The 24217-nt window shown below is 68.2% G+C and carries 26 protein-coding genes and 1 tRNA gene; 8 read left to right on the forward strand and 19 right to left on the reverse strand.

The window, feature by feature from the left end; translation table 11 throughout:
* Positions 1 to 38: 38 nt before the first annotated feature.
* From CCN37_RS17355 to CCN37_RS17380, 5 genes are all read right to left on the reverse strand, one after another.
* Positions 39 to 971, reverse strand: coding sequence for a GGDEF domain-containing protein (locus CCN37_RS17355; RefSeq protein WP_086821825.1), 933 nt, complete (start codon positions 969 to 971; stop codon positions 39 to 41).
* A 260-nt stretch (positions 972 to 1231) separates the two neighbouring features.
* Positions 1232 to 1603 carry a hypothetical protein gene (locus tag CCN37_RS17360; RefSeq protein WP_246843100.1) on the reverse strand — a complete coding sequence of 124 codons (372 nt, stop codon included), beginning with the start codon at positions 1601 to 1603 and terminating at the stop codon, positions 1232 to 1234.
* Positions 1604 to 1674: 71 nt separating this feature from the next.
* On the reverse strand, positions 1675 to 2814 hold the full coding sequence (gene dusB / locus CCN37_RS17365) for a tRNA dihydrouridine synthase DusB (RefSeq protein ID WP_371504397.1): 1140 nt from the start codon (positions 2812 to 2814) through the stop codon (positions 1675 to 1677).
* Positions 2815 to 3238: 424 nt separating this feature from the next.
* On the reverse strand, positions 3239 to 3586 hold the full coding sequence (locus CCN37_RS17375) for a hypothetical protein (RefSeq protein WP_086821829.1): 348 nt from the start codon (positions 3584 to 3586) through the stop codon (positions 3239 to 3241).
* Position 3587: 1 nt separating this feature from the next.
* Complete coding sequence (locus tag CCN37_RS17380) at positions 3588 to 4118, reverse strand: hypothetical protein (protein ID WP_143261654.1); 531 nt, start codon at positions 4116 to 4118, stop codon at positions 3588 to 3590.
* Between the two features lie 160 nt (positions 4119 to 4278).
* Here CCN37_RS17380 and CCN37_RS17385 point away from each other — a divergent pair, with 160 nt between their 5' ends.
* Entirely contained in the window at positions 4279 to 5196 is a 918-nt protein-coding gene (locus CCN37_RS17385; protein WP_246843101.1) for a DMT family transporter, read from the forward strand.
* Here the strand turns inward: CCN37_RS17385 and lysA are convergent.
* Entirely contained in the window at positions 5163 to 6500 is a 1338-nt protein-coding gene (gene lysA, locus CCN37_RS17390; protein WP_086821831.1) for a diaminopimelate decarboxylase, read from the reverse strand. The genes CCN37_RS17385 and lysA overlap by 34 nt on opposite strands.
* A gap of 352 nt (positions 6501 to 6852) precedes the next feature.
* On the opposite strand from lysA, the gene CCN37_RS17395 reads away from it, so the two are divergent.
* Together CCN37_RS17395 and CCN37_RS17400 are read left to right on the forward strand one after the other, a co-directional pair.
* Positions 6853 to 8052 carry an Ig-like domain-containing protein gene (locus CCN37_RS17395; RefSeq protein ID WP_086822086.1) on the forward strand — a complete coding sequence of 400 codons (1200 nt, stop codon included), beginning with the start codon at positions 6853 to 6855 and terminating at the stop codon, positions 8050 to 8052.
* 118 nt (positions 8053 to 8170) lie between these two features.
* A tRNA-Lys gene (locus tag CCN37_RS17400) sits at positions 8171 to 8243 on the forward strand.
* A 182-nt stretch (positions 8244 to 8425) separates the two neighbouring features.
* Here CCN37_RS17400 and CCN37_RS17405 read toward each other — a convergent pair.
* From CCN37_RS17405 to CCN37_RS17415, 4 genes are all read right to left on the reverse strand, one after another.
* Complete coding sequence (locus CCN37_RS17405) at positions 8426 to 8785, reverse strand: type II toxin-antitoxin system VapC family toxin (protein ID WP_210408085.1); 360 nt, start codon at positions 8783 to 8785, stop codon at positions 8426 to 8428.
* 61 nt (positions 8786 to 8846) lie between these two features.
* The gene (locus CCN37_RS17410) at positions 8847 to 9068 is read right to left on the reverse strand and encodes a hypothetical protein (protein WP_086821832.1); all 222 of its coding nucleotides are present in this window, start codon (positions 9066 to 9068) and stop codon (positions 8847 to 8849) included.
* A 480-nt stretch (positions 9069 to 9548) separates the two neighbouring features.
* A complete protein-coding gene (locus tag CCN37_RS39050) occupies positions 9549 to 10328 on the reverse strand; it encodes a hypothetical protein (RefSeq protein WP_143261655.1) in 780 nt (259 codons plus the stop codon).
* A gap of 358 nt (positions 10329 to 10686) precedes the next feature.
* A complete protein-coding gene (locus CCN37_RS17415) occupies positions 10687 to 10986 on the reverse strand; it encodes a hypothetical protein (RefSeq protein WP_086821833.1) in 300 nt (99 codons plus the stop codon).
* Positions 10987 to 11352: 366 nt separating this feature from the next.
* On the opposite strand from CCN37_RS17415, the gene CCN37_RS17420 reads away from it, so the two are divergent.
* Together CCN37_RS17420 and CCN37_RS17425 are read left to right on the forward strand one after the other, a co-directional pair.
* The gene (locus tag CCN37_RS17420) at positions 11353 to 11676 is read left to right on the forward strand and encodes a hypothetical protein (RefSeq protein WP_086821834.1); all 324 of its coding nucleotides are present in this window, start codon (positions 11353 to 11355) and stop codon (positions 11674 to 11676) included.
* Between the two features lie 23 nt (positions 11677 to 11699).
* Positions 11700 to 12359, forward strand: coding sequence for a hypothetical protein (locus CCN37_RS17425; RefSeq protein WP_246843103.1), 660 nt, complete (start codon positions 11700 to 11702; stop codon positions 12357 to 12359).
* Here the strand turns inward: CCN37_RS17425 and CCN37_RS17430 are convergent.
* A complete protein-coding gene (locus CCN37_RS17430) occupies positions 12345 to 12602 on the reverse strand; it encodes an AMED_5909 family protein (protein ID WP_246843104.1) in 258 nt (85 codons plus the stop codon). The two genes, CCN37_RS17425 and CCN37_RS17430, sit on opposite strands and share 15 nt — an antisense overlap.
* Before the next feature lie 80 nt (positions 12603 to 12682).
* Positions 12683 to 13429, reverse strand: coding sequence for a GntR family transcriptional regulator (locus tag CCN37_RS17435; RefSeq protein WP_246843105.1), 747 nt, complete (start codon positions 13427 to 13429; stop codon positions 12683 to 12685).
* A gap of 92 nt (positions 13430 to 13521) precedes the next feature.
* Between CCN37_RS17435 and CCN37_RS17440 the strand changes: the two genes are divergently transcribed.
* A complete protein-coding gene (locus CCN37_RS17440; protein ID WP_086821836.1) occupies positions 13522 to 15813 on the forward strand; it encodes a helicase-associated domain-containing protein in 2292 nt (763 codons plus the stop codon).
* A 7-nt stretch (positions 15814 to 15820) separates the two neighbouring features.
* On the opposite strand, the gene CCN37_RS17445 is transcribed toward CCN37_RS17440, so the two are convergent.
* From CCN37_RS17445 to CCN37_RS17455, 3 genes are all read right to left on the reverse strand, one after another.
* Positions 15821 to 16399, reverse strand: coding sequence for a hypothetical protein (locus CCN37_RS17445; RefSeq protein ID WP_143261656.1), 579 nt, complete (start codon positions 16397 to 16399; stop codon positions 15821 to 15823).
* Between the two features lie 196 nt (positions 16400 to 16595).
* Positions 16596 to 17501, reverse strand: coding sequence for a DNA-processing protein DprA (locus CCN37_RS17450; RefSeq protein ID WP_086821838.1), 906 nt, complete (start codon positions 17499 to 17501; stop codon positions 16596 to 16598).
* A gap of 204 nt (positions 17502 to 17705) precedes the next feature.
* Entirely contained in the window at positions 17706 to 19772 is a 2067-nt protein-coding gene (locus CCN37_RS17455) for an MMPL family transporter (RefSeq protein WP_086821839.1), read from the reverse strand.
* Between the two features lie 104 nt (positions 19773 to 19876).
* Between CCN37_RS17455 and CCN37_RS17460 the strand changes: the two genes are divergently transcribed.
* Both CCN37_RS17460 and CCN37_RS17465 read left to right on the forward strand, forming a co-directional pair.
* Positions 19877 to 20584: a response regulator transcription factor gene (locus tag CCN37_RS17460; protein WP_371504455.1), complete on the forward strand. Its 708-nt coding sequence runs from the start codon at positions 19877 to 19879 to the stop codon at positions 20582 to 20584.
* A gap of 410 nt (positions 20585 to 20994) precedes the next feature.
* Positions 20995 to 21957 carry a HAMP domain-containing sensor histidine kinase gene (locus CCN37_RS17465; protein ID WP_168200712.1) on the forward strand — a complete coding sequence of 321 codons (963 nt, stop codon included), beginning with the start codon at positions 20995 to 20997 and terminating at the stop codon, positions 21955 to 21957.
* On the opposite strand, the gene CCN37_RS17470 is transcribed toward CCN37_RS17465, so the two are convergent.
* The 4 genes from CCN37_RS17470 to CCN37_RS17485 are packed head-to-tail and all read right to left on the reverse strand — an operon-like array spanning position 21935 to position 24212.
* Positions 21935 to 22327, reverse strand: a complete 393-nt coding sequence (locus CCN37_RS17470; RefSeq protein ID WP_086821842.1) for a DUF6188 family protein — start codon at positions 22325 to 22327, stop codon at positions 21935 to 21937. The two genes, CCN37_RS17465 and CCN37_RS17470, sit on opposite strands and share 23 nt — an antisense overlap.
* Before the next feature lie 39 nt (positions 22328 to 22366).
* Positions 22367 to 23554: a WXG100 family type VII secretion target gene (locus tag CCN37_RS17475; protein WP_086821843.1), complete on the reverse strand. Its 1188-nt coding sequence runs from the start codon at positions 23552 to 23554 to the stop codon at positions 22367 to 22369.
* Positions 23551 to 23874, reverse strand: coding sequence for a hypothetical protein (locus CCN37_RS17480; RefSeq protein ID WP_086821844.1), 324 nt, complete (start codon positions 23872 to 23874; stop codon positions 23551 to 23553). The genes CCN37_RS17475 and CCN37_RS17480 overlap by 4 nt, the downstream gene beginning before the upstream one ends.
* Positions 23871 to 24212, reverse strand: coding sequence for a YbaB/EbfC family nucleoid-associated protein (locus CCN37_RS17485; RefSeq protein WP_086821845.1), 342 nt, complete (start codon positions 24210 to 24212; stop codon positions 23871 to 23873). The genes CCN37_RS17480 and CCN37_RS17485 overlap by 4 nt, the downstream gene beginning before the upstream one ends.
* Positions 24213 to 24217: the final 5 nt, after the last annotated feature.

Genomic DNA, 24217 nt, shown 5'->3' on the forward strand with positions numbered 1-24217 from the left:
CGGATCGTTGTTACCGCGTTGCTCCGTACGGGTGGCGGTCAGTAGTACCCGACAACGCGCGGCTCGGCCACTGCCCTGCGCCCGGCGGCCGCCCCGGCAAGCCGAACGCGTCCGCCCTCGCGGTAGGCGACCGCGTTGCGGCCGGACTGCTTCGCCACGTAGAGCAGGCTGTCCGCGCGCAGCAGCTGCGCCTGGGGGTCGACCGAGAGGGGCGCTCCGCCCTGCTCCGGGGCCGGTTCGTGGGCGAGCCCGATGCTGACGGTCACCCGGAGTCCGGTGGCCAGTTGCTGCCACGGGAACCGTTCGGCGCGAGCCCGCGCCGCTTCGCAGACGGCGACCGCCGCGGGGGCGTCGATGTCCGGCAGCACCAGGACGAACTCCTCGCCGCCGTAGCGCGCGCAGAACCCGCCCTCCGGCAGGCCGTCCTGGAGCAGTTCGACGACGCGCTGGAGCACGCGGTCGCCGATCAGGTGCCCGTAGGTGTCGTTGACCTGCTTGAACCAGTCCAGGTCGACGAGCGCGACGGCGAGGCCGCCCGCGGTGTCGCGATCCTGCTCGGTGAGCAGGTCCACCAGGCGCTGGTCCAGGTACCGCCGGTTGTAGGAGGCGGTGAGGCTGTCCCGGAGGCTTTGTTCACGCGCTTCCGCGTGTTCCCTGCGCAGCCTGTCGACTTCGTTGCGCAGTTGTTCCGGAACGTGCGGCGGCTCGATTTGCTCGGAGGAGAGCAGGTCCAACGCGGAACGCAGGTGGTGATATGCCTGCCGCCACTGCCCGCGCGATGCGAACAACGCGGCGATGGATTCGTGCAGTTGGACGAGCCCCGCGTTCGGCTGCTGGGAACTCGAATTGTGCGGTACCCCGTTCGCCGGGGAACCGCGGTGCGCCGGTGGGACGGGTGGTGCGGGCACGCCTCGGACGGCGCTGCCCCGCGCCGGGTCCGACTCGGCGATGCCTGGCCGCAGTACGGTCACCGCACTCACCTCCCTTACGACGGTGGTGTCGTCGCGCGCGCCGGAGCCCTTGAGGCACCGCGCCCGGCCCGTCCGGTAATTCGCTCGACTGGCTGATCGAGGGTTGCTCCGAACTGGTGACGCAGCGTGATCCATCTCCCAGAGGGTTGTGTACCCGGCCGCGCCGGTGGGTCGTGCCCGATCGGGGCGTTACTACCCGCGTGGACCAGCCAATATCCTCGGTCGGCCCAGGGGGTGCGCCGGTCAGGGACGGAGCGCGTTCAGTTCGGGCAGGGCGCGAACCCATACGCCATTCCATTCAGGACGACAACGTGTTGGGAACCGATTTGGTTGCCCACCGTGTTGTTGTCGCGGCGCGTCGAGACCGAAACTGCTACGACATACACATTCCCGCGAGGGGGTGCGGTGTTTCCGCCCGGCGACCATTTCGGGTCCGCGCGCAACGTCGACCAGACCGGTTCGGTCAGCACCGTGAGGCCATTGAGTTGGCAAATGCCTGAATGGAAATCGGGGTGCTGGCTCTTCCGGAACAGCTCCTGCTGCGCCGCGCTGCCCTTGGCCGCCGCCGCGTTGCCGTCCTCGAAGTGGCGGACCACCAGCGCCCGCTCGGGATCGCCGACCCCTGCGAGCACCGCCTCGCCGGGGATCGCGGGCCCGCAGCCGGCGACGGCCAGCAGCAGGAGGGCGCCGAGCGCTCTCAGCGTCAGCCCCCGGAGTGCATGAGGTCGGCGCCGACCGGGACGGCGGTGTCCTCGGGGTCGTTGAGCCAGCCCTCAGGCAGCGCGACCTTGCCGGGCGAGCCCTGCCGCCCGCGCGGGCCCTCGGCGTCGTCCGGGAACGGCGCGGAGCCGTCGAGCTGGGCGATCAGGTCCTCCAGTTCGGCGACCGTGCTCACCAGGCTGAACTGGCGGCGCAGGTCCGAGCCGATCGGGAAGCCCTTGAGGTACCAGGACATGTGCTTGCGCAGGTCGCGCACGCCCGTGTCCACGCCGAGGTGGTCGACGAGCAGCAGCGCGTGCCGGTGCAGGATCTCGCCGACCTTGCCCAGCGAAGGCCCCTCGGGGATCGGCTCACCCCGGAACGCTGCCTGGAGCTCCGCGAACAGCCACGGCCGCCCGAGGCAGCCGCGCCCGACCACGACGCCGTCGCAGCCGGTCTCGGCCATCATCCGCAGCGCGTCCTGCGCGGAGAAGATGTCGCCGTTGCCCAGCACGGGAACGGTCCGCACCGCTTCCTTGAGCCGCGCGATCGCCGTCCAGTCGGCCTCGCCGGAGTACCGCTGCGCGGCGGTGCGGGCGTGCAGCGCGACCGCCTTGGCGCCCTCCGCCTCGGCGATCCGCCCGGCGTCGAGGTAGGTGATGTGCTCGTCGTTGATGCCGATGCGGAACTTCACCGTCACCGGAACGCCCGAGGGCTCGGCGGCCTTGACCGCGGCTGCCACGATCTCGCCGAACAGCCGCCGCTTGTAGGGCAGCGCGGCGCCACCGCCGTTGCGCGTCACCTTGGGCACGGGGCAGCCGAAGTTCATGTCCACGTGGTCGGCGAGGCCCTCGCCGACGACGATCCTGGTCGCCTCGGCCACGTTCACCGGGTCGACGCCGTAGAGCTGCATGGAGCGCGGGTGCTCGCCCTCGCCGAAGGCGATCATCCGCATGGTCTTCGCGTCGCGCTCGACGATCGCCCGCGCGGTGATCATCTCGCAGACGTAGAGCGAGGTGGGGCTGCCGAACTCGCGGCAGAGCTGCCGGAACGCCACGTTGGTGATGCCCGCCATGGGCGCGAGCACGACGGCGGGATCGACCGGGTACTGGCCGATCTTCAGGGAAGGCGCTGCGGATGCCACCAGGTCAGGGTAACCGGCGTGCTCCGGACGGCGGATGGCTCCGGCCGGTGTCCGCTGGCACGCTGGGCTGGTCCGAGGTCGTCTGTTCCTGACTCGGTGGCTGATCCGGGGGTCGGCTGGCCGTGGAGGTGCAGGCGTTCCTTCTTCAGCACGACGAAGGAGGACGCGTGTCGTACGCAGCGGGCGTTTCTCCTCGTCCTCCGAGGGAGAACGCCCCATGTCAACAGCTGTCCAAGCGCTTCTCAGCGCGCCCGTTCCCATCGTGACGGTGGCGCTGTCGCTCCGCTACGGGCCGTCCGCGCTGGTGTTCCTGGTGGCAGGAGTGGTCGCGGTGCTCGCGCCGGGGAAACGAGGTGAGCGCGCCCTCGCTGTCCTCCGGCTGGTGCGCTCCCCAGAGCCGCGACACAGGCGGTCTCGAAGTACGTCAGGCGGGGTCCTCTGAGCGGAAGCGGGCGAGCAGCTCCTGTGCCTGCGCGCTCTGCGCGTCGAAACCGTGGATCGTTCGCTGGGCCTCGGGAACGGCAGGCCCGCGCAGCAGCGCGCCATCGCAGCGGAAGCAGAACTCGATCTCGAACAGCGGCCCGGCGTCACCGTGGGCGCGGATCATCCAGCCCGGGACGAAGCAGCGCTTGAGCTCCTCGTGCGGCACGCCCGCGATCAGCGCGAGCGCGCTCCGGGCGCTGTCGCCCTCCCAGATCGCGACGAGCTGGTCGTCGCCGAGGCGGACCACCTCGACCAGCTCGGCGCGCTCGCTCGCGTCGGGGAGGAACACCTCAGCGCGCCACGCCGCAGGCGACGACGGTCTCGTGGGCGAGCAGCCTGGTCAGCTCCCTGACGAAGAAGTACGGCAGGTCCGGCCAGCCGTGGAACTCGATGCCCAGGTTGCCATAGGCCCAGTCGCTGTCCCACTCGGTGATCGGCTGGGTGAGGTAGCAGTCCGGGCAGCTCACCGGGCCCGCGCTGCCACCCGACTGCCACTCGGCGAGCGCGTCGGTCGCGTCGTCCTCGTCGGGCTCGAAGGTGTAGCGGCAGACCGGGCAGAACAGGAAGTGTCCGGCCGTCGAGGAGAACGCGGTGCGGCCGGTCACGATGCGCACGCCGCGCAGCATGTCCGGGCTCGGCCCGAGCAGCCGCTTGACGTTCGAGCCGGGGCGGTAGGCCCACAGCGGGTCGCCCTCGAAGATCTCGAACTGCTCCCCGATGATCACCTGGCGCATCAGCAGCCAGCTCCGAACCTCGTCAGCGAGTTTCGGAGCGTCCTCGGCAGACACCTCGCGATCGACGACCGCCGCGTACATCTCCACGGGAGCGGACGATAGTGAAGGCGTTTTGCCACCCTGCGCGCCACCCTGCGTCGCCACGTCCACACGCCGATTTGCTAAGCAGTCCACAGTGGACAGTGGGAATGCGGGCGCCTCACCCGATGGTTGTGTCCGGGCAGGAACTCGACCCCGGAGGTGAGCGGTGCGTGATCGCACCTGGTTGGTGGCCTGCGCGGCGGCGCTGTGGGGCACTGACGGACTGCTGCGCAAGCCCCTCGCCGACGCGCTGCCCCCGGCGACGGTCGTCTTCTGGGAGCACCTGATCGTCGTCGTGCTCCTGCTGCCGTGGTTGCCAGCGGCGCTGCGGGCGTTCGCGACGAGCACGGCGAAGCAGAAAGCGGCTCTGGTGGCGATCGGCGTCGGAGCTTCGGCCGTGGCCACGGCGATGTTCACCGCCGCGTTCAAGCTCGGCGATCCGGTGACGCCGCTCGTCCTGCAGAAGCTCCAGCCGGTGTTCGCGGTGCTGGCCGCCTTCTTCTTCCTGCGCGAGCGCGTGCGGTGGACCTACGCGGCGTTCGCCGTTCCCGCGCTGCTCGGAGCGTGGTTGCTGAGCTTCCCCGACCCGTCGCAGTTCCGGGTCTCCGCGCTGTCCGCCGCCCTGCTCGCGCTGGGCGCCGCGGCGCTGTGGGCGGGCGGCACGGTGCTCGGCAGGATGGTCAGCACGGAGATGTCGCCGATGCACGTGACCACGCTGCGGTTCGCGATCGGGCTCCCCGCGTCGGCCGTCGTGGTCGGCGTGCAGGGCGCGCCGGTCCTGGTCGGCGTCGACAACGCGCTCGGCCTGGTGCTGCTGGCGGTGATCCCGGGCCTGCTCGCGCTGCGCCTGTACTACCTCGGCCTCCAGACGACGCCCGCCTCCCGCGCGACCTTGGCGGAGCTGGCTTTCCCCGCCACCGCTGCCCTGATCGGGGTAGGGCTGCTCGGCACCTCGCTGACAGTGACGCAGTGGATCGGCTTCGCGGTGATCGTCGGCGCGGTGACCCTGTTGAGCTGGCACGAGCGCGTTCGCAAGGCCCCGGCGGTGGTTCACAAACCGACGTCGCGCGCGAGCAGGTCCTGAGCGGTCTCGCCGCGAACGAGCAGCCGAGGAACTCCGTCGCGCACGGCCACGACGGGTGGGCGGCCGACCATGTTGTAGTTCGAGGCTAGGGAGTGGTGGTAGGCGCCGGTGCACGGCACGGCGAGCAGGTCCCCGGCGTGTACGTCGCCGGGTAAGGGCACGTTCTCGGCGATGACGTCACCCGCCTCGCAGTGCCTGCCGACGACGGTCACGGGCGCGTCCGGCACCCGGCTTCCACGCCCGACCAGACGCACCGCGTACTTCGCGCCGTAGAGCGCCGGGCGCGCGTTGTCGCTCATACCGCCGTCGACCGCGACGAACGTGCGGTTGGTCCCGCGCTTCACGGTCACAACGCGGTAGAGCGTGACGCCGGCGCGCGCCACCAGCGAGCGGCCCGGCTCGACGGTGAGCTTCGGGGCGGGCAGCCCTCGGCGATCGCACTCGTAGTTCACCGCACCGCGAACTCGATCGGCGAAGCCGTGGAGGTCGAAGTCCGCCTCGCCCGCGAGGTACGGCACCACGTGCCCGCCGCCCAGGTTCAGCTGCGGCAACGTGATCCCGTGCTCGGCGCGCACGCTGTCCAGCAGTCCGACCATGCGGCGAGCGGCCAGTTCGAAGTCCGCCACCCGCCCGACCTGCGAGCCGATGTGGCAGTGCAGTCCGGCAAGGCGCAGCCCGGGCTCGGCGAGGACGTGCCGGACCGCCTCCGCTGCGGCACCGCTGGCCAGCGAGAACCCGAACTTCTGGTCCTCGACGCCGGTGGCGATCGCGGCGTGCGTGTGCCCGTCGACGCCCGGGGTGACCCGGATCAGCACCGGCTGCGCCGTCGCGAGCGCACCGAGCTGGCCGATCTCGTCGAGCGAGTCGACGACCACGCGGCCGACTCCGGCCTGCATCGCGGCCTTGAGGTCGTCGGGGGACTTCGCGTTGCCGTGCAGGACGATCCGCTCCGCCGGGAAGCCCGCCGCCATGGCCACGGCCAGTTCGCCCGCTGAGCAGACGTCCAGCGACAGGCCCTCTTCGGCGATCCAGGCGACCATCGCGCGGGTCAGGAACGCTTTGCCCGCGTAGGCGATCTCCACGTCCGGCAGGGCTCGGCGGTAGGCGCGGCAGTTCGCGCGGACCTGCGCCTCGTCGACGACGTAGGTCGGGGTGCCGAAGCGCCCGGCCAGCTCCGCGAGCGCGACCCCGCCGACGGCCAGGTCGCCGGTCGGGGTGAGGCGGGTGGAGCTCGGCCAGATCTCCGGCGCGGGCAGGCGGTCGATCGAGGTGCGGAGTGAGGGGATCAGCTCAGCGAGGGTCACCGTGGGCTCCGTGGCGTGGGGGTGTTCGACCGCTCCACGACACTCCTGGCGGCGGTGGTCTGCGAGGCCCCATACGCGGTCCTGACGCGACGGCCCGGGATGTTGACGTTTTCGCTGCGCCAAATCGTGATGTGCGCTCGTCACCCGGCGCCTCAGCGTGTCCACTGTGGACCTTTCGAGTGGTTTGAGCAGGTAGTTCGGGTGAACGCGAGTGATCATCGCGCCTTTCTCATGCCACGAACGCGACGAGCTGGCACTGAAGTGTGACCCAGTTCATAGATATCCGCGCCAACGTGCCACCCGCCCGGGGCGTCAAGGGAGTGCGGTTTACGGGTTTGTGGGAAAGGACACGATGGTGGGGGACAAGGGTCGTTCGGGGCGTCGCTGGGCGCTCGTCGTGCTGGGGTGCGCGGCGCTCGCGCTGACTCCGGCTCTGGCCGCGTGCACCGGTGGGGGCGGCACGACGACGCAGGGCAGCACGTCCACCCCGGAGGAGGCTCCGAAGGCCCCGGCGAAGGTCGCGATCGCGCCCGCCGACGGCGCCAAGGACGTGCCTCCCGGCCAGGAGGTCAAGGTCGGTGTCACCGACGGCACGCTCACCGAGGTCACGCTGACCAACAACGACGGCAAGGCCGTCGCGGGCAAGCTGTCCGAGGACAAGAGGTCGTGGGTTCCTGGGGAGGACCTCGGCTTCAGCAAGACCTACAAGTGGGCGGGCAGCGCGGTCGGCACCGACGGCAAGCCCGTGCCGCTGGCGGGCTCGTTCAGCACCGTCAAGCAGGGCCGCATGATCAACATCTCGCCGAACGTGGTCCAGGGCGAGACCTACGGCATCGCGATGCCGATCGGTCTGGTCTTCGGCCAGGACGTGAAGGACAAGGCGTCGGTGGAGCGGGCCCTCAAGGTCACCACCGAGCCCGCGACCGAGGGCTCCTGGGCGTGGACCCACAACGACCAGGTCTACTGGCGCCCCGCCGAGTACTGGAAGCCCAACACCAAGGTCACCCTGAACGCGAAGCTCTACGGCGTCTCCTTCGGCGGCAACTCCTTCGGCAAGGAGAGCATCACCAGGAGCTTCAGCATCGGCCGCGCCCGCATCACCGTCGCGGACAACCAGACGAAGCACGTGATCGTCACCGAGAACGGCCAGCAGGTCGCCGACTACCCGGCCAGCCTCGGCAAGGAGCACGACCGCAAGCTCGTCACCCGCAACGGCAAGTACTGGGCGATGGAGAAGCACCGCCTCAAGCTGATGACCAACCTCGCCTACGAGTACGAGAACTACCCGGCGCCGTGGGCGGTCCGGATGTCGTGGAACGGCGAGTTCATCCACGCCAACGACAGCACCCGCGGCTCGCACGGCAAGGCCAACGTCTCGCACGGCTGCATCAACCTGACCTCCGCGCGGGCCAAGGAGTTCCACGACGCCACCCTCATCGGCGACCCCATCGAGGTGACCGGCGCCAAGATCGACATCCCGACCAACGGCAGCGACATCTGGGGCGCCCCGTACAGCAACTGGAAGGCCCTCTCCGCACTCGGCAAGGGCTGACGCCGCGCGAGCTGGGGCGGCCCCGCACGGCCGCCCCACCAGCGGTGATCGAGATCGTTGCCGCCGCGCTGCCCGGTTCTGCACCCGTCACGCCCCGCAGTCGGCTAGCCTTGTCGACGGGCCGCTAGCTCAATTGGCAGAGCAGCGGACTTTTAATCCGCGGGTTGTGGGTTCGAGTCCCACGCGGCCCACAAAACCCCCAGGTCAACGGCCTGGGGGTTTCGTACTTCAGTGCTGTTGCCCCAGCTTCACCCCCGCTCTTGAGCTGGACTGTTTGCGGGGATCACAGCTTTGAGCAGCGCAGCCGCACCCGACCAGGGATCCGCCATCCCACAAGAGATCCCTGCCGAGATGCGGGCGGCCCGAAGGACCGCTACGGCAGCAGTGTGAAAGCTGGTACGTGTCGGGGGCGGACCACGTTGAAGTGGCGCTGGTCCAAGGTGGCGATGGTGGTAGCTCCGAACCGTTCCGCCACAGCGACAACTGAGGCGTCGGCGGTGCCGAGGGGAAGGTCTGAGTACCGCTCTACCAGGTCAGCCACGCGGTTCAGGTCCTCGGCGGTCAATGAGACCAGTTCGTAGAGGCCTTCGGCGACGTCGCGGAGAAAGCCAGCCTCAGCCTGAACGCCTTCAGCACGCCGAGTGCCGCGCGTGGAGAGCATGTAGCCGATCTCGCTCAGCAGCGGCTCAGGTAGGAGAAGTGCCCAGGAACTGTGGCCAGCAAGTGAGCGCATCGCTCATGATCCTGATCCTGCCGGTTTGCCATGGCCACCAGTGGACCGGTGTCAACGACGATCATGCGCCCTTGCGTCCCTCTCCCAGTTCTCGCCGAGCGATCTCCTTCGCGGTGGCGCCGAGGTCCGGGGGACCGTCGAACACCCCGACCGTCCGGAAGCGGCGCCGAGGAGGTTCCTGGTCTGCCGTACCGACGAAGCTGCGCAGCAGTTCGAGCACGGCCGGGATCTGATCATCCGGAACCGCGTCCAACAGGTGACGAGCATCCTCGCGAGCGCTCATGGAGCCAGTCTAAGTCTGGGGCACGCACCCTGACCATCTCCGACCTAACAGCACGCGTGTTCAGAGTTTCCTTACTAGTTCAAGGCGGCCCCTCCGGGGCCGCTGGCCACTGTGTTCCCTCCCGCGCGGTCAGTGCCGGGCGGGGCCCGGCCTCCGGCCACCCACCCGTCACACCGCGCGGAAAGCAGTGGAGGCCCGAAGGCCGACGAGGGCGGAAGCTGCGGGGCTGGCGGTGGAGCTGGACCAGGAGCACGAGGCCGAACAAGCCGACCTGGTCGACGTGGGTGGGGAAGCCGTGAAACGGGTGCAGTCCCTACGCGGACCCGCGCATGGCTGAGTTGGCTGCGTGGTCGGGGGTCCGCGACTGCGCGGGGCTTCCGGTCCTCGGCCCTGGCGGGCCTGCGGTCCGGGTCCCCTTGCTACGGAATCGAGCGGGCTCCTTAATCTCTCGGGTGACTTCAATGAGCAGGTTAGGCGCTGTCAAGATTCTTCATCGGAGTCGTCCTTTATGACCTCTGCTTCGATGATCTTTGTCGCACTCTCAAGTGCTCCTTGAAGGTTGCCGTCGGCGAGTTGGGAAATGCCTTTTCCGACGTGTAGGGCCAAGCGAATGTGTCGAAGGAATGTGAAAAACTTCTCCTTAATTCCTCCGCTTGCCTCTTGGTTTGCAACATTCGCGGCGAGTACCTGACTCACCTTTTCTAGATGCGAACTACCTCGGATTCGGTAGTTTCTAATCGCATCCGCAACGTCTGTGACTGAGTGGATTAGTCTGTTTCTTACGTCTGGCGAAAGGATTGTGTCTGCCCGGATCTCTTTTAGTAGATCCTCTGCCTGGCGCGCCAGGAGCTCTAGTTGCTCATCTTCGATGCGTCGTGATCCGAGCTTGTACTCTACCAGGTTGGCAACTATTAGGAGGTAATTTATCTCGTGTTCCGCCGGGCGTGAGATATTTCCTAGTCCGGCTGATTTGGCATCGAATCCAGCGCCGAAGCAGATTCGTGCCCACTGGTCAAAGTGTTGCAGTGTAACCGAGGGAGGCATGCCGGGAGAGAGGGATTGCGCATCGCTGCGAATTTCGCTAAGCATGCTCCCTAGGATTGCTTGTATCTCCCCGAGTGTCCAATCTTCGTCGCCTTCGTATCTGCTTTTGAAGACCTTCCTCCATGCCGTATGCAGGCTATGGTTCTGATCCCAGTAATTCATTAGGTCGACAAAGAGTTCGTATAGTCGCCGAGCCGTGCAGTCGTCGCTCTCCATATCCACCCCGTTCCTCTGGCTCTGAGACTGCCGTAGTCATGTGGTTCTCTGATCATGACGCCGTAGCCTGACAGGCGAGGACCAGTTCGGTCACAAGTAGGACATGCTCGCCCCCCACTCAATCCCCACCAATCAACGCCAAGTGGGCGGAAGCATCGGCAGGCAACAACCGTTTGCTTTCGCAATACTCTCTGGTTGTGGCAGGTGGGGACGAGCAATGCCAGACATCGACCGGGGGCGATCTTGAATCCGCGGGTTGTGGGTTCGAGTCCCACGCGGCCCACCAGCGCGGTCGTGTGATCGCCGAGACAGACCGAAGGCCCCCTGATCGCTCAGGGGGCCTTCGGTTCGTTCGGGGCTAGCAGCCTTTCGAGGTCGCGCGCTGGTTGCGAACCAGTGCCGCGTAGCCGAGGCGCAGGTGTTGCTTGGGGTGCGCGCACTCGCGCCACGGCCTGCCCGGCCCAAGAGGTGAGGACACGGTGTCCCATTCGACCAAGGTGCCGTAGGCGGGCGAGCAATTTCCGTAGAAGCGGATGCCGTCCTTGTCGTAGAAATTGCACAGTGTGGGAGGGTCCGCGTGTGCGGCGGAGACACCCAGGGTGAAAATGCTGGCCAGGGCGACGAGGGCGCTCCCAGCTCGCACGATGATCCGCGACATTTTTCAGTCCTCATCCGTGGGGTTCACAGGTTCTGCTGGCCGCAAGCTACTGGCGTCTACCTGCTGGTGGTGAGTGGATTCAGCCGTGCGGAAATGTGAACAACCGTGCAGGGATTTGGCTCTGCGGTCCCGGCTGGTCCCGGCTGGTCCCGTCCGGGCAGCTCCGGGCTGCCGTGATGGGGCGAACACTTTAGGCTCAGTCGAAGGATCGCCACTCCATCGTGTGGTCGACGTCGTGGTGTCGGTTACGCGAATTGATTTATCGGAGTTCTGTTACGGTGCTCTGGTAATCACTTGTTCGCGGCCTGCGGGTGTGAGTCGTGCTCGCGGGGATCGCATACATCGAACTCGGGCTGAGGAATCTTCATGCGCAAGATTGTCAGGGTTTTTGCCGCGGTCGTTCTGGCTGTGGGAGTGGCGGGTTTGTCTTCTGTTTCGGCCTCGGCCGAAGCGAAGATGCACCGGGGTGAGAGTGGATGCTTCACCTATTCGTACAAGCAGGGTGGCGTTCAGCTGAACACCACCGTGTACTACCACAACAAGTGCAAGGGCAGTGCCACGATCACGATCGTTCCGAAGAAGCGCGGGCTGGTCTGCTCGTCGGAGAAGATCCGGGTCAAGGGCGGCGACTACGGCGACTACACCATGTGGTGCGACTCCGTTCGGCGGGTTGAGGGCACCTGGAGCTAGGGCAGGCTGAGGTCCGGCCGGTCGTGGCGGTCGGCCGGAACCTCCAGGAGGCCGTGGTGCGCGATGCCTGGACGCGAGCCGTCGCCGGGCGCGGTGGGGACGCGGGGAAAGCCGCTGCATCAGCGGAAGAACTGCTTGCGCGGTACGGCGAAGCGCACCGCGGCTACCACACGGAGCGGCACGTTCTGGCGATGCTCGCCGACGTGGAACTGCTGGCGGAGAACATCGCGATCGAGCCCGCTGAACGTGACGTGCTGACCCTCGCCATCTGCGCGCACGACGTCGTTTACAACGGCCAGCCGGGTGAGGACGAGCGGGCGAGCGCTGCATGGGCTCGGCACCACCTCGCGGACGCCGACGTCCCTGGTGAGGTCATCGACCGTGTTGCGGCGCTCGTCCTCGCGACGATCACGCACGAGGCCGCTGGCGAGGACTCGTTGGCGGACGTGCTGCTCGACGTGGACTTGGCGATTCTTGGTGCGCCACAAGAGAAGTACGACGCCTACGTGCGGGCGGTGCGCGCGGAGTACTCGCACGTTGCGGACGAGCAGTGGCGCGTGGGGCGTGCGGCTGTGCTGCGGAGCCTCGTCGAGCGGGATGTCCTCTATCGGACCGCTGACGCGCGGCGGCGGTGGGATTCCTTTGCCCGCAACAACATGCGACGTGAGCTAGCTGCTCTGTGAAGCAGCGAGGCGTTGGGCGAACTCGGCGGCGCGGTCGGTGTCGCGGTTGACCCAGTAGAGCGCTTCGTGGTGGTGCGCGCGGTCGACATCGGCCACCTGCGTGTAGACCGCCGCGCTCCGCGCGTAGAAGTCGCGCCACTCCCGCAGGGGCGCCTCTGGTGCCGGGCGGAGGCGCCGAACCGCCTCGTGCGCGTCTCGCAGGGTGCGGACGTTCATCGCTTGCGACCAGGTGGTGACGCGCATGCCCCGACTCCTCTGTACAGAACCTGAGCCCTATTAGTGGAATCGAGGTGCCAGGAGTCAAGCAGGTTCTGTACAGATAGTCAGTTCGGGTGAGCGGAGAACTTGTACTCCAGCATGTAGGAGCCGGAGTCGAGGATCATCTCGTTCAGCTCTACCGGCACGTTGGCCGCCGTGTACGCGGTGCGCATGATCTCGATGACCGGTGTGCCCTGAACCAGTTGGAGGGTCTTAGTTTCCTCTGGGTTCGGCATCCGCGTGCGCAGTTCCTCGCGGAAGTGCACAGGCTCTTGCCCAAGCTCCTTCAGGCGTGCGTAGGCACCGCCGCTGCCAGTGTCGGCTTCGGTGATCGCGGAGCCTTTGACGAGCGTCGCCGGGTAGTAGGTCGTCGCGAGCTGGACGGCTTGTTCCTCGATCGCGTACAACCGTCGCCGGACCACGACCTGGTCGTCGGCGGCCAGGTCAAGGACGTGTGCGACGTGGGGTGGAGCCGATTCCTGGGAAACCCGAACGTCGGAGACCGCCAGACGGCGGTTGTCGGTGGCGCTCCAGATCGAGCGGTCGCCTCCCCACACGGTGGTCCTGAGCCGGTCGGGAGAAACGCGGCGGACGGGGCGGAACTCGCGGACGTAGGTGCCCGAACCACGGCGCGCGACAACGAGTCCCGCGTTCTTCAGGGTGTCCAGCGCGCGGCGGGCAGTCGGCTGCGCGACGCCGTACTGGGCCATGATCTCGTTCTCGCCGGGGACCTTGCTCCCGGGCGGCAGGGTCCCCGAGTCGATCAGGCTCCGGATCTCGTCAGCGATCTCGCGATATCCGTGCCGCGCCACCGCCACCTCCTCCGCAGGGGTTCGGTTCTGTACAGCGGCAGGCTACTGGGGCGGGGCTGCGCACCTGACTTCGCGGAGGACAATGTGCAGGTATGCAGACCGAAGCGTTCGCCGAGTACCTGTCCGAACTGGACGGCGCGTCGCTGACGGCGCTGCTCCACAAACGGCCGGACGTGCTGGTCGAGCCGTTTCCGCGAGGGTTCACCGGGCTCGCTCAACGGCTGAGCGACACGCATTCGCTCGCCGACGCGCTGCGCGAGGTGAGCCGGGACGCGGTGGTCGTGGGCCAGGCCATCGCGGTGCTGGCCCCGTCGGCGACCGTGACCGGAGTCGCGCGACTGCTCGACGCGCCGGAGACGGCGGTTCGCGAGGGAGTCGCGGAGCTGTGCGCTCGCGGGTTGGCCTGGACCACGTCGGCGACGGTGTTCCTGCCGGAATCGCTCCGGGCTCACTGGTCGGAGGCACTGGGCGCGACGAAGCCGGTCGCCAAGCTCGCGCAGGTGGTGCTCGCCGACGATCTGCGCACGGCGGTCGCCGCGCTGGGTGGTGACGTCGACGGCCTGCGCAAGCCGGAACTGATCACCCGGCTCGCAGAGCTGATGTCGGACACGCGGTCGATCGTCGCCCGGGTGAAGGCGCTGCCGAAAGCGGCGAGAAGACGACTTGATGAGTATCGCCGCATCCGGTTCGGCTACTTCGGCTTCCGGAGCGGGGATGAGCGCCCGGCGAACCTGGTCGGGCTCGTGCTGCTGCTCAACGGGATACCGGAGGTGCCGAAGGAGGTCGCGGTCGCCGCGTGGCTGGCGGAGCAGGACTTCGCGCTGACCGGTCGACCGGAGATCCCGTTGTCCGGCGCGGACGAAGACGTCGTCGGCGGGAGTGCTCAGGCTGCCGCTCAGGAAGCGCTGCGCGGGGTCACGACCCTGCTCGACGACGCCGCCGCGAATCCGGTCGCGTCGTTGAAGAAGGGCGGGATCGGCGCTCGCGAACGGGCCAAGCTCGCTGGGCGACTCGCAGTTCCCGAAGGCGTGGTCGCGCTGTGGATCGACCTGGCTCACGCGGTCGGACTGCTGGGCAAGACCGGGGCTGGTTACGTGCCGACGGCGGCGTACGCGGAGTGGCGAGCGGCAGAGCCCGGCTCGCGCTGGGCGAAGCTGGCCAGCGCATGGTTCGCGATGGATCACGCGCCGAGCAACAGGGAAGAGTTCAAGGGAGACAAGGAGACTCCGCCTCCGCTGTTCGTTCCGTCGAAGGCGGGGCTGATGCGCCGGGCCTTGTTGTCCGCCGCGCGCTCGGGTGGCTCCGCGGTCGCAGCGGGCCGGGAGATTGAGTGGTTCTGCCCGCTGCACGGCTACCCCGACGATCAACGCGCGGACAAAATCTCGGCAGCGCTCAGGGAAGCGGAGCTGCTGGGGGTGCTTGCGGCCGACACGCTGAGCCCGCTCGGTGAGCACCTGCTGGCCGTGCCCGACGAGGCGGAGGAGCTGGCTCGGCGTTGCGCCCCAATGCTTCCGGAGGCTCCCTGCTCGGTGATCCTCCAATCGGACCTCACCGCGGTCGTCACCGGACAGCCCAGCCTGGCCGTGGCCAGGTTGCTGGTGGCCGCGGCCGTGAGCGAAGCGCGCGGGTCAGCCGGGATGTGGCGGTTCTCCCCGGCGAGCGTGCGCGCGGCGTTCGACGCCGGCTGGGATTCGGCTGAGCTGCTGGCCGAGCTGAGGGCGATCTCCGAGCGCGAGCTGCCCCAACCACTGGAATACCTGGTCAACGACGTCGCGCGACGGCACGGGCATGTGCGGGTGCGGAGCACGCGGTCCTGCGTGGTCGCGGACGAGGCGACGATCACCGAGATCCTGCACACCCGCTCGCTGGGAGCGCTGTGCCTGCGGCGGCTCGCCCCCACAGTCGCCGCCAGCTCCGCCGACACCGCTGACGTGCTCGCCGGACTGCGCGCTGCGGGCCTCGCTCCCGTCGCCGAGGACGAGTCCGGCACAGTGATCGTCGAGTCCCGCCACGAGCACGAGGCAGTGAAGCGGGCACCTGGCGGATCGGGTCGCGCCCGGCTCACACCGACCGAACTGGTCGAACAGCTCGCCGCTGATCCGCACGGAGAACCTGTCCGCGTGGAGAGGGAAACCGACACGTTCGAGGCGTTGAGGCAGCACAACGGCTCCCTCAGCGACGCGGAACTGGAACTGCTCGCCGACGCTGTGGACAACGGCGGTGATGTGCGCATCGCCTACAGCGACCAGACCGGCGCGTTCACCATCAGGAACATCCAGCCGGAGGAGATCAACGACCGGTGGCTCGAATCCTGGTGCTACCTGCGGGAAGCCGAACGCGGTTTCGCCATCGCCAAGATCAGGTCGGTCTCGCCTGTGCCATGACCGGTGATCAGCCCTCGACGCAGTTCTTCCCGCTGACCGGGCAAACGAACGGGTCGTAGGGATCGGTGCGGCTGTCCAGCAGCGCTTTGTGGTCCGACCAGCTGACCTTGCACCAGCGTGCGACACAGAGTGCGGTGACCCGCGAAGCTCCCGCGTCGCGCAGGGTCACGGCAGCGGACTGGATCTTCGCTCCGGTCACCCAAGTGTCGTCGAGCAGCAGGACGTGTCGGCCCTGCACCCGCTCCCGGTACTTGTCCGGCACGTTGAACCTGTCTGCGCGCACAGACCGGTCGTCGTACTCGATCCCGGGCCCCAGCTCAAGAAGTGCTCGCCTGTCAGGGATCTCTGCGCCTTTGATCTTGCGAGCGAGCTCCACGATCGGATGCCTCGCTCCGGGGTAGCGCTTGGAGGGGACGAAGGTGACCGTGTCCCAGGACGAGTCCGAGCTCCCTGCGATGCACCCCCTGTGGATTCTGGTCGCTCCGGCGGCCATCATCGCCAGGTCGTCAGCGCACTGCGGAGCCGGAATCTCCTGTTTGTAGGCGTGCATCGTGTGGACCGACTGGTGCACGCTTCCGCCCCGCACATGAGTGAGAGTGACGACGGAGGTCGCAAGGCGGTCTCCGAATTCCTGGTGGTGGCTGGCGCACTTCTGGCACAAGTCCGATGAGGAAGGGCCGGTGCACGTCAGGCAGGTTTTCCGGCGATCCTCACCGTGTTGCAGAAGAATCCACCGACCCGCTCCACCAGTTGAGCGCGGAAATCCTGGACAGGACTGTTGCTCATAGATCGTCGACTGCGTCGAGCAGGTGGGAGATGTCACCCAGCCTGGTCGCCAGCCGGTGCGCGTGTTCGACAGCTTCGTCCGGTGTGTGCGCCGTGAAGACGCCAGGCCTGCCGATGAGGGCGTTTCCCCACTCCGTCCCCCGGGCGACGGAGTCCAACAGGATGACGGGCCTGCCGTGCGCGACGGCTACGCGAGCCTGGATGCGCGTGCCGCTCTTCTCGCTGGCCTCGACGACGATCGTGGCCCGCCCGTAAGCGCTCATGGTGGCGTTCCGCATGGGAAAGCTCTGCTTGCTCGGCGACGCGTCAGGCCAGAACTGGGAGATCACCAGGCCGCGCCCGGAGATCTCTGCCTGGAGTTCGCGGTTGGCGGCGGGGTAGCTCTTCTCGATGCCGGTGCCGATGATCGCGACGGTTCGCGCGCCGCTGCCGAGCGCGGCGACGTGCGCTGCGGCGTCGATGCCCTCGGCCAAGCCGGAGAGGACCGTGAGTCCAGCCCCCGCCAGCCCGGTCGCGATGGCGGTGGCGTTCGCGAGGGCTTCGTCGGAGGCCCGTCGCGAGCCGACCACGGACACCGCTTTGTCGTCAGGGACCAGATGTCCTCTGGTGAACAGCACCGGTGGCATCTGGTGCACTTCGCGCAGCTGCGCCGGATAGCGGTCGTCGTAGAACGTGAGGAAGTCGAAGTCCTGCGCGCTCCACGCCATGATGTCGGTGCGAGCGGAGTGAAGAGCGTCTTCGGGTTCGGCGAACAGCGACGGTTCGAGGTGAGCTTCCCAGACCTTGAGCGCGCTTCCGGCGTCCGCGACCTCGGCGGTGATCTCCGGCCACGACATGCCGGACGGGCGCGTTCTGAGCAGGGCGACGAGCGCTGCCTTCTCGTCGTCGCCCCAGCGTCCCATGCTGCTCAGCGTAGAGCCGCCCTGCCGTTGGCGCGGTACGGGCCGCGCGCAGGGATCGGCCAACTGCGTCTGATTCCTCATCGTCACCCCCGCTGCCCTGTCTACGCGACAGGAAGGGGATCAGCAGGCGATTGGCGGCTCGCGAACTGGGCCTTTGCCTGAAATGAAATCGCATCAGATTTCCCTCTTTGCGCGTGTGGCAAGTCATTTGGTGCGCAGGAGCTTCGCGGCCCAGGCGGGGAACCACCAGTTCCACCTGCCGAGCATGGCGACGGTGGCGGGGAGCAGGACGGATCGGATGAGGGTGGCGTCGAGCAGGATGCCGAGCGAGATGCCGGAGGCGAAGATCGCGACGTCGAGTTCGCCGCCGGTTGCCATGGAGGCGAAGGAGAAGAACAGGATGAGCGCGGCGCTGGTGACGAGGCGACCGGTTCTGCTGACGCCGTGGACGACGGCACGGCGGGTGTCGCCGGTGCGGTCGTACTCCTCGCGCATCCTGGCGATGATGAAGACCTCGTAGTCCATGGACAGCCCGTAGAGGAACGCGAAGATCGTCACGGGGACGAAGGTGCCGATGGCGCCATCGGGCTGGATGCCGAGCAGCGCCTCGGTGCCCCAACCCCACTGCCACAGCAGCACCATCGCGCCGAGAACCGCGCCGAGCGACAGCAGGTTGAGCGCGATCGCCTTGAGGGGCAACAACAACGAGCGGAACGCGCGGGCGAGCATGACGTAGGTGACGAGGGCCAGGATCGCGAGCATCCACGGGAAGGCCGTGTAGGTGGCGCTGACGTAGTCCATCTGCTGCGTGACGTTGCCGCCGACGAGCACCCCGTCGGGCACGGCGTCGATGACGCGGCGGATGGTCTGCTCCCCGGCGGGCGAACCGCCTTCGTCAACGGGGAGAACGGTGACGAGCTGTGTCCACTGTGGACTCCAGATGGCGGAGCGGACGCCGGGGAGATCGGCGAGGGTGCTCGCGACGCGCTGGGGATCGGTGCCGGACGGGACGAAGACGTCGAAGGACGTGAGCACGCCGGAGGGCACGTCGGCGGCGCGGAGCGAGGTCAGGGCGGCGCGACCGTCACCGGAGTGCGCGAGGTCGTCGGTGACGGGGACGCGCAGGTTGAGGTTGAGCGCGACGAGGCACAGGGCGGCGAGCACGGCCGAAGCGGCCAGCGCGGTGAGGTGCCGGTAGCGCACGACGAAGCGCGCCCAAGCTTCCCAACCCCGTGGCGCGCGCTCGGCGGAGGGCGTTCTTCCAGCTCTGGCAAGGAGAAGTGGCAGGAGCGTGAGCGAGACGAGCGCGCTCGCGGCGGTGACCATCGTGCCGCCGACACCGAGGCTGCTGAGCAGCGGGATGGGCAGCACGATCATGGTGACCAAGCCGATCGCGACGGCCGCGCTGCTGAACACGACGGCGTGGCCCGCGGTGGCCATCGCGCGGTGGACGGCCTCCTCGGGATCGGCGCCACGGGCTCGTTCCTCGCGCCATCGGCTCACCAGGATCAGCGCGTAGTCGATCCCGATGCCGATCCCGAACAGCGGCAGCATGATCAGTGTCGTCTCGTGGACGTCGATGACCGCGCTCGCGGCGAGCAGGCCGAGGAACGACACGGGCACGGCGACGAACGCGGTGAGCAGGGGTACGAGCGCGAGAGCCGAGCGGAACACCCAGGCCAGCACGGCGATCGCGGCTCCGATGGTGATCAGCAGCTTGACCGGCACGTTCAGCCCGCCCGCGTCCGAGCCGGTGGCCAGCGCGTCGAGGCCGGTCACCGCGACGTCGGCGCCGGGCGGCAGGTGCGGGCGCATGGCCTCGGCGATCGCGCCCTCCAGGCCAGCGCCTTCGCCGAGCGCGCTGCCCGGCAGGCCGCCCTGTTCGACGGGGCCGCCGAAGACCAGCCCGAAGCTCGTGGAGCCGTCCGCGCCGACGAAGCTCCGGTCACCGGTGTTGCCGTAGGAGACGACGCGAGCCTTGGTCTTGTCGGCGACGGCGGCGAATGCCCGGTCGAGCGCATCGCGGACGCGAGGCTGGTCGACAGGCGCTCCGGTGACCACCGGAACGAATGGTCTTTCGTAGCCGCCGGTGCCGTGAGCGGCGGCGATGCGCTGGTTCGCCTCGTAGCCGGGGAGACCGGGATAGGCGTTGTTCTGCGAGACCTTCGGCAGCAGCAGCGCGAGCGCTCCACCGCCCGCGAGCAGGAGGACCAGCGTCAATGCGCCGACAAGACGTCTGTGGGCGAGCACCCATCTCGACAGGGTTTCCATGTCTTCAAGGCCATCAGCTCGGTCTTCGGGCGCTCTGCGGCAGTTATGGGAGTTCTCTGTGAATCCGTTGTTCCAGTCGCTGGTCGCAGCCGTTCTGCCGGACACTGAGGAACGTGAAGCAGCAGCCGATCCGTGTTCTCGTGGTCGATGACGAGCGCTATCTCGCCGAGCTCGTGGCGACCGCGCTGCGCTACGAGGGCTTTGACACGGCGATCGCCGGGTCTGCGCGCGAAGCAATGGCCAGAGCGGTGGACTTCGCGCCGCAGCTGATCGTGCTCGACGTGATGTTGCCGGACGGTTCCGGAATCGACGTGTGCAGGCGGTTGCGGGGGAACTGGCACGAGATGCCGGTGGTGTTCCTCACCGCTCGCGACGCGACCGAGGACAAGATCACTGGCTTGACGGTGGGCGGTGACGACTACGTGACGAAGCCGTTCAGCCTGGAAGAACTCGTCGTTCGAGTTCGCACTGTGCTGCGACGCGGCAGGTTGGAGCCGCCCGCGTCCGGGGTGCTTTCCTTCGCGGACCTGGAAATCGACGAGGACGCGCACACGGTTCGACGGCACGGCGCGGTGGTCGACCTGACGCCGACCGAGTTCAAGCTGTTGCGCTACCTAGTGGTGAACGCGGGAAAGGTGTTGTCCAAGCGGCAGATCCTGGACCACGTGTGGGAGTACGACTTCAATGGTGACGCCGGAGTCGTGCAGACCTACATCTCGTACCTGCGCCGGAAGATTGACGCTCGGGAACCGAGGCTCATCCACACGATTCCCCGCGTCGGCTATGTGGTCCGCATGCCGGAGAGCCCCTGATGTCGCTGCGGAAGCGCCTGGTCCTGACCATGCTGGGCATGCTGGTGGTGTGCCTCTTCGCGTCGGTCGGCGCGATTTTCGGCGCGTTGCAGGACTGGAGCGGTGACGCCAACGACGACGTGCTTTCGGCCATGGGAAAGGACTTCCGCGAAGAAGTTCTGACGCGCGGACCTCAGGTGGAGCCTGCCGGAACCGCAGGAAGGCTGTGGCAGGCGTCCGCCACTGAGGGGAGAATTCCCTCGTTCTTCCAAGTTCGCCAACCCGATGGGCGAGTGTTGAGCACATCGTCCTTTGGTTCTGCGCCAACGCTTCCGGAGCGACTTGAAGTGCGCGAGCGGTTTCTCACACTGCCGGGCTGGCTCGTGTGGACTTCGCCGGTGAACGAGGGGGGGCCGCTTGTTGTCGCTGCTATGCGAACCGCCGCAACTGATGAGCTGATGGGGCGCGTGACCAACGTCGCGATCGTCTGCACCGCGGTGGGACTGGTCGTCGTCGCCCTGCTTTCGCTGCGTTTTGTGCGGCGTGGACTGAAACCGCTCGACGACATCGCCGATACAGCTGCCGCAATCGGTGATGGTGATCTGGCTCGGCGGATCGAGGGCGCTGGGCCGGACACCGAGGTCGGCAAGCTCGGGTCGGCGCTCAACGCGATGCTCGGCCAGATCGAAGCGGCTTTCCGGCAGCGCGAGGAATCGGAGGAGCGCCTGCGCAGGTTCGTCGCGGACGCCTCGCACGAACTGCGGACGCCGATCGCCACGATCCGGGGCTACGCCGAGCTCTTCCGGCGCGGAGCAGCCGCGCGACCGGACGACCTGGCGATGGCGATGGGGCGGATCGAGTCGGAGTCCGAGCGCATGGGGTCGCTCGTCGACGAACTGCTGCTGTTGGCGCGGCTCGACCAGGGCAGGCCGCTCGAACACGAGCCGGTCGAGCTGACCGAGCTGGCCGCCGACGCCGTCGCGGACGCGCTCACCTCGCGGTCAGGACATCGGTTCGAGGTCGAGTACGACGAGCCCGTGACCGTGACCGGCGATGCCGCGCGACTGCGCCAGGTGCTCGGAAACCTTGTGGGGAACGCGCTCCAGCACACTCCACCGGACACCACGGTGATCGTTCGAGTGTCCACAGAGGACGGTTCGGCGGTCGTCGAGGTCGCCGATGACGGCCCCGGACTGGACGCCGAGCACGTGTTCGAGCGGTTCTACCGGGGCGAAGCCGCGCGCGCCGCCGACAACGGAGGTGCCGGCCTCGGACTGTCCATTGTGGACTCGGTCGTGACCGCGCTCGGCGGCTCGGTGTCCGTCCGGTCGGAACCCGGCGAGGGCTCGGCCTTCCGCGTGGTGCTGCCGCTCAGGTCCGGCCCCACGACGTGATCTCGCCGCCCGGCGCGCACACCACGCGCAGCTCGCCGGGCCCCGTCGCCGACCACGCCTCGTGCTTCGCGTCCGGCTCGACCGTCAGGTGGTAGCCGTTGCTGAAGCCCAGGTGCAGCTCGCCGTTCTTGAAGATGATCTCCCAGGTCAGCTTCGCGCCGAACAGGGCGAGCGCTTCGGCCACGCGCTGCCTCCCCGGCCGGAGCCGCACCGGGCCGTCCGGGGTGGACAGCTCGGCGTCGGCCTCGATCGCGATCACGGCGCCGCCGTCGAGCAGGAGCGTCAGCGCGTTGTCCACGCGGACCTGCGTGACCTCCATGCCCCGGTACGGCAGCGCCCAGCGGTCGCCGAGGTGGATCAGCTCGCCCATGCGCACAGCCTGCCCGACCAGCGGCGGACTCGCACGGGGTCAGAGGCCGAAGCCGCGTTGCTGGTCGGCTCGGCGCTCCTCCTTGGACTTCTTCGGGTCGGTGGCCTTGTCGTAGACGACCTCGGCGCCCTTCTCGATGACCACGTCGGTCCCCACCGCGATGCCCGCCGTTGTTGCGGCCTTGCCGATCCGGGTGGTGCCGCCGACCATCGTCGTGAGGATGCTCTCGCTGATGTTCGCGGCCAGTGCGGCGGGTCCGCTGCTCTGCGACAGGTGCGGGTTCATGGTCTTGGAGGCGAGTGACGCGGGAATCTCCTTCCCGTTCACCATCGTCTTGGTGTAGTCGGCGTTGCTCACGATGCGTCCGAGCGGGCTGCGGCGGTCCAGGTAGGTGGTGGCCGTGCTCTCGAACCAGCCGCCGTTGCGGCGCTTGTTCATCTCTTCGAGCACGTGGCGGATGCCGCCCTGCTTGCGCATCCCCACCATCACCTCCTCCAGCTTCTCGACGAGCGGGAGCAGGTGCTTCTGCAGCGAGCTGGCCTTGCCGCTCAGCTTGGCCGCGGTGCCGCCGACGCGGGCGAAGGTGGCGCTCATCGCCATGGCGGTGCTGGTGCCCGCGGTGATCCACGCGGCGGCGATCGCGGCGAGCCACTGCACGATCACGCCGATGACCAGCTCGGTGATGGCCTCGATGAAGAACTCGACCAGCATGTCGAAGAGGTCGGCCATGGTGTCGAGGACGTCCTTGATCTCGCGGACGTCGTCGGCGAGATCCTCGACGGCGGTGGCGAAGGACCCCATCTGCGCGCGGAAGGCGGTGGCCGCGGCGCCGACCCACACGGCCTCGGTCGCGGCGGCGCGGCGGCGCTCGGCGACGGCGACCTCGTCGAGCCAGCTGCCGACCTTGGCCCAGCCCTCGCCGGTGGCGCGCATCTGCTCGGGATCGCCGATCGCCCACTCCGCGATCTCGACGAGCGGGCTCATCACCAGGGACACCAGGAAGCCGAGTCCGTTGTCCGCCAAGGCTTTCCCGGGGCTGGCGATGGTCTGCAACAGCTCGGCGCGGCTGCTGACGGTGGCGATCGCGATCTCCGGCGGGGAGGTCGCGTCGGCGAGGTCCTGCGCGGAGCCGACCCAGGAGCTGCCCCGACCCGCGAGCTGCTCGAACCAGTTCTTCTGCTTGTCCTCGCCCTTGTTCAGCTCGGCGAAGCTGCCCGGCCCCGTCACGCCTGGACGTCCTTGCCGAGCGCGGAGAACCCTTGGGACAGAACCGATTCCGTGCCGTTGTAGATCGCGTGCGTCGCGTGCAGCCCTGCCGAGCTCTGCCGGAGGTACGCGGCGGCTCCCCTGGCGAGCGCACGGCACTCGTCCAGCGCGTCGTAGTAGAACTCCGGCGTGCGGTGCGCCTTGGCGAGCGGGCCGAAGCACTCGTCGCTCAACTTCGCCTGGAGCAGCAGGCTTTCCAGCTGGTCGAACTTGGCAGCGAGGCTGTCGCTGCCGTCGGCGTGGCTCAGCAGCGCGTCGGGCTGGACCTCGTAGCCGTTCACTCGGCGACCCCGTTCAGCGCCTTCTTCGCCTCCGCCAGGTGCTCGCCGAGGACCGGCTCCAACTCGGTGTCCACCCGCTGCGCGGCGGCGGCCGTCGCGAGCCGGATGGTCTTGAGGATGTCCTGCTGCAACGCGGTGTGCGAGCGCTTCACGGCGTCCGGGCTCAGCCGCAGGTCGAGCACGGCGCCCGCCGGGCTGACGGTCACGGTGACCGCTCCGTCGCCGCTGCGGGCGGTCCCCTGCACCTCGCGCAGCTTGTCCTGCGCCTTGCTGATCTGCTGCACGCGTTCCTCGAAGGACCGCAGCATCTGTTGGACGCGTTCCTGGTGGCTCGACATGACCC

It is taken from the genome of Allokutzneria sp. NRRL B-24872 (assembly GCF_002155965.1).
Classification (GTDB): Bacteria; Actinomycetota; Actinomycetes; order Mycobacteriales; family Pseudonocardiaceae; genus Allokutzneria.

Bases quoted from the DNA above. Each gene is read 5' to 3' on its own strand.
- CCN37_RS17395 (WP_086822086.1), top strand. From the start codon at position 6,853: ATGGTGGGGGACAAGGGTCGTTCGGGGCGTCGCTGGGCGCTCGTCGTG.
- CCN37_RS17405 (WP_210408085.1), bottom strand. From the start codon at position 8,785: ATGCGCTCACTTGCTGGCCACAGTTCCTGGGCACTTCTCCTACCTGAG.
- CCN37_RS17410 (WP_086821832.1), bottom strand. From the start codon at position 9,068: ATGAGCGCTCGCGAGGATGCTCGTCACCTGTTGGACGCGGTTCCGGAT.
- CCN37_RS39050 (WP_143261655.1), bottom strand. From the start codon at position 10,328: ATGGAGAGCGACGACTGCACGGCTCGGCGACTATACGAACTCTTTGTC.
- CCN37_RS17415 (WP_086821833.1), bottom strand. From the start codon at position 10,986: ATGTCGCGGATCATCGTGCGAGCTGGGAGCGCCCTCGTCGCCCTGGCC.
- CCN37_RS17420 (WP_086821834.1), top strand. From the start codon at position 11,353: ATGCGCAAGATTGTCAGGGTTTTTGCCGCGGTCGTTCTGGCTGTGGGA.
- CCN37_RS17430 (WP_246843104.1), bottom strand. From the start codon at position 12,602: ATGCGCGTCACCACCTGGTCGCAAGCGATGAACGTCCGCACCCTGCGA.
- CCN37_RS17440 (WP_086821836.1), top strand. From the start codon at position 13,522: ATGCAGACCGAAGCGTTCGCCGAGTACCTGTCCGAACTGGACGGCGCG.
- CCN37_RS17450 (WP_086821838.1), bottom strand. From the start codon at position 17,501: ATGGGACGCTGGGGCGACGACGAGAAGGCAGCGCTCGTCGCCCTGCTC.
- CCN37_RS17455 (WP_086821839.1), bottom strand. From the start codon at position 19,772: ATGGAAACCCTGTCGAGATGGGTGCTCGCCCACAGACGTCTTGTCGGC.
- CCN37_RS17465 (WP_168200712.1), top strand. From the start codon at position 20,995: ATGCGAACCGCCGCAACTGATGAGCTGATGGGGCGCGTGACCAACGTC.
- CCN37_RS17470 (WP_086821842.1), bottom strand. From the start codon at position 22,327: ATGGGCGAGCTGATCCACCTCGGCGACCGCTGGGCGCTGCCGTACCGG.
- CCN37_RS17485 (WP_086821845.1), bottom strand. From the start codon at position 24,212: ATGTCGAGCCACCAGGAACGCGTCCAACAGATGCTGCGGTCCTTCGAG.